General features: G+C 58.8%; 3 protein-coding genes and 1 pseudogene. 1 reads left to right on the top strand and 3 read right to left on the bottom strand.

Translation table 11 applies throughout. From position 1 onward, the window contains the following. On the bottom strand, nt 1-296 hold a 296-nt coding region (locus tag Q4Q11_RS31520; RefSeq protein ID WP_498571944.1), incomplete at its 3' end, for an aminotransferase class V-fold PLP-dependent enzyme. Between the two features lie 231 nt (nt 297-527). Here Q4Q11_RS31520 and Q4Q11_RS31515 point away from each other — a divergent pair. Further along, on the top strand, nt 528-1,205 hold the full coding sequence (locus Q4Q11_RS31515) for an alpha/beta hydrolase (protein ID WP_004108794.1): 678 nt from the start codon (nt 528-530) through the stop codon (nt 1,203-1,205). Between the two features lie 116 nt (nt 1,206-1,321). Here Q4Q11_RS31515 and Q4Q11_RS31510 read toward each other — a convergent pair whose 3' ends face one another. Both Q4Q11_RS31510 and Q4Q11_RS31505 read right to left on the bottom strand, forming a co-directional pair. Further along, nucleotides 1,322-1,837 carry a GNAT family N-acetyltransferase gene (locus tag Q4Q11_RS31510; protein ID WP_112510931.1) on the bottom strand — a complete coding sequence of 172 codons (516 nt, stop codon included), beginning with the start codon at nt 1,835-1,837 and terminating at the stop codon, nt 1,322-1,324. Nucleotides 1,838-2,014: 177 nt separating this feature from the next. Further along, nucleotides 2,015-2,339: pseudogene (locus tag Q4Q11_RS31505) on the bottom strand (caspase family protein); the annotation flags it as partial.

Raw genomic sequence — 2,339 nt, 5'->3', positions numbered from 1 at the left:
GATATATAGAGATGGCTAATGGCAAGCGGCGTCCGCCCCATCCGGAATTCCGGTGTCAGCACCATATTGGCGGCCTCGGTGGCGCCACTGGTGAAAATCACATGAGCAGATTCCGCGCCCGTAAGAGCCGCAACCTGCCGGCGTGCGGCCTCGACAGCTGCGCGCGCTGCCCTACCTTCGCCGTGAACGGAATTGGGGTTGCCTTGAATATCCATCGCACGCAGCATGGCTTCGCGAGCCGCCGGATGGAGCGGTGCGGTAGCATTCCAGTCGAGATAGAGGCGCGTTGCCGCCATAATCTTCTTCCTGCACGACTTTGCTTTTGCGGCCGGCTCATTTTCCTTGAAATTTCAGCCGGGCATGCCTTATGACACGTTCCACAAACCGTTGCACAGACAACGCGCGGACCACCGCATCAAGTTTCGAATTGTTCTAAACTGCGTTCTAGAAAAGATGAGCGCATTCGTCAAGTCAACTTGCTGCGTGCCGTTGGGTTTGAACGCAGAAAAAGAAGAGCCGGAGTATCGATGCCCGAAGTAATTTTCAACGGCCCCGCTGGTCGCCTAGAAGGCCGCTATCAGCCCTCCAAGGAAAAGAGCGCCCCGATCGCGATTATCCTTCATCCCCATCCGCAGTTTGGCGGCACGATGAACAATCAGGTGGTCTACCAGCTCTTCTACATGTTCCAGAAGCGCGGCTTCACGACCCTCCGGTTCAATTTCCGCGGTATCGGCCGCAGCCAGGGCGAATTCGACCACGGCGCCGGCGAGCTTTCCGATGCAGCCTCCGCTCTAGACTGGGTTCAGAGCCTTCATCCGGACTCCAAGAGCTGCTGGGTTGCTGGCTATTCCTTCGGCGCCTGGATCGGCATGCAGCTCTTGATGCGCCGCCCGGAAATCGAAGGTTTCATGTCGATCGCGCCGCAGCCGAACATCTATGACTTCTCCTTTCTCGCCCCCTGCCCGTCGTCCGGCCTGATCATCAACGGCGACGCCGACAAGGTAGCTCCGGAAAAAGACGTGAACGGCCTCGTCGAGAAGCTGAAGACGCAGAAGGGCATCCTGATCACGCACAAGGTCGTCCCAGGCGCCAATCATTTCTTCAACGGTCAGGTCGAAACGCTGCTCGGCGAATGCGAGGACTATCTCGATCGCCGTCTGAACGGCGAACTCGTGCCGGAACCGGCTGCCAAGCGCATCCGCTAAGAGGCTGTTTCCGCTTTCAGAGCGTTTCCGCCGTTCTTTAAAACACGGAAACGCTCAATTTGCTGTTTTGCGCATACCGGTCGAAAATTCGCCGTGCACTTTTCCCGTAACTGCTCCTAGCGCGACATCCCGAAGCAAAGTCCCGGGGTGCCGCCGACTACGATCGGTGCTTCGTATTGCATACCGATTTTTTGGAGAACTCGCTGCGATGCCATGTTTTCCGGATGTGTGAATGCAATGAACCGATCGGCAAAACCGCGACGGAAAAACCACTGCGCGAGCGCGCCGGCGATCTCCGTGGCGTAACCGTTGCCCCAAGCGTCCTGACGAAGCGAATAACCAAGCTCGAACTCGCCCCGTCCCCTCTCTTGGAAACGCGAAAAGCCGGCACGGCCGATAAAGCGACCGTCCTCACGCCGCAGCATCTTGTACTTGGTCACGCCATCACGCGCCTCTTCTGCAAACCAGCTTTTCAGCCGCTCCTCGGCCTTCTCCAGCGTCCAGGGGGCCGCGCCCGATAGATAGCGCGTCGTTTCGATCGTCGAATGCAATTGCTGAATCGCTTCGGCATCGCCCTTGTCCCACATCGTCAGAATGAGGCGCGGAGTTTCGAGTATGATGGTGTCGCTCATCTGTTTTCCCGCCTTGATGATATATCTGCAATCCGCTGCAAGATGCACGGCAGCGCCGATTGGCATCCGATGCATCAGTGCCAAACGCTCCGCCTGATTTCAACAAGGCAATGAAGCAACAATTCCGAGCAAAGGCCCGCCGAAGCGGGCCTCCAGATCAACATTTGGCATCACCTGTCAGTGACATGCAGGCAGGCCCGCAGCGCCGCACTTCTTCTTTTCCGGCGGCTTCTGCGGCGGAGGCGGAGGCGGCTTCCTCACCTGCTGCTGCACGATCTTCGGCTGCGGTTGCGGCTGGGGTTTCGGTTGAGCCTGCATCTTCGGAGCGGGGGGCACGGGCCTTGGCTGAGACGCGGCCGGATTGACCTGGCGCGGCGGCGCAGTCGCAATACGGGGCTGATTGCTGACCGGTGGCCGGGCATTGTTGACCACGTTGGGTTTCACCGGGGGCTTGGCGGCAAAGGTGGGTGCGGCTGGTTTCACCGCCTGAACATGCACATTG

The organism is Rhizobium sp. UFLA01-1127 (genome assembly GCF_059803845.1).
The sequence above is the reverse complement of the archived record's forward strand: the minus strand, read 5'-3'. Positions and strand labels throughout refer to the sequence as shown.

Excerpts from the sequence above, each read along its gene's own strand:
- Q4Q11_RS31515 (WP_004108794.1), top strand. The coding sequence starts at position 528 with ATGCCCGAAGTAATTTTCAACGGCCCCGCTGGTCGCCTAGAAGGCCGC.
- Q4Q11_RS31510 (WP_112510931.1), bottom strand. The coding sequence starts at position 1,837 with ATGAGCGACACCATCATACTCGAAACTCCGCGCCTCATTCTGACGATG.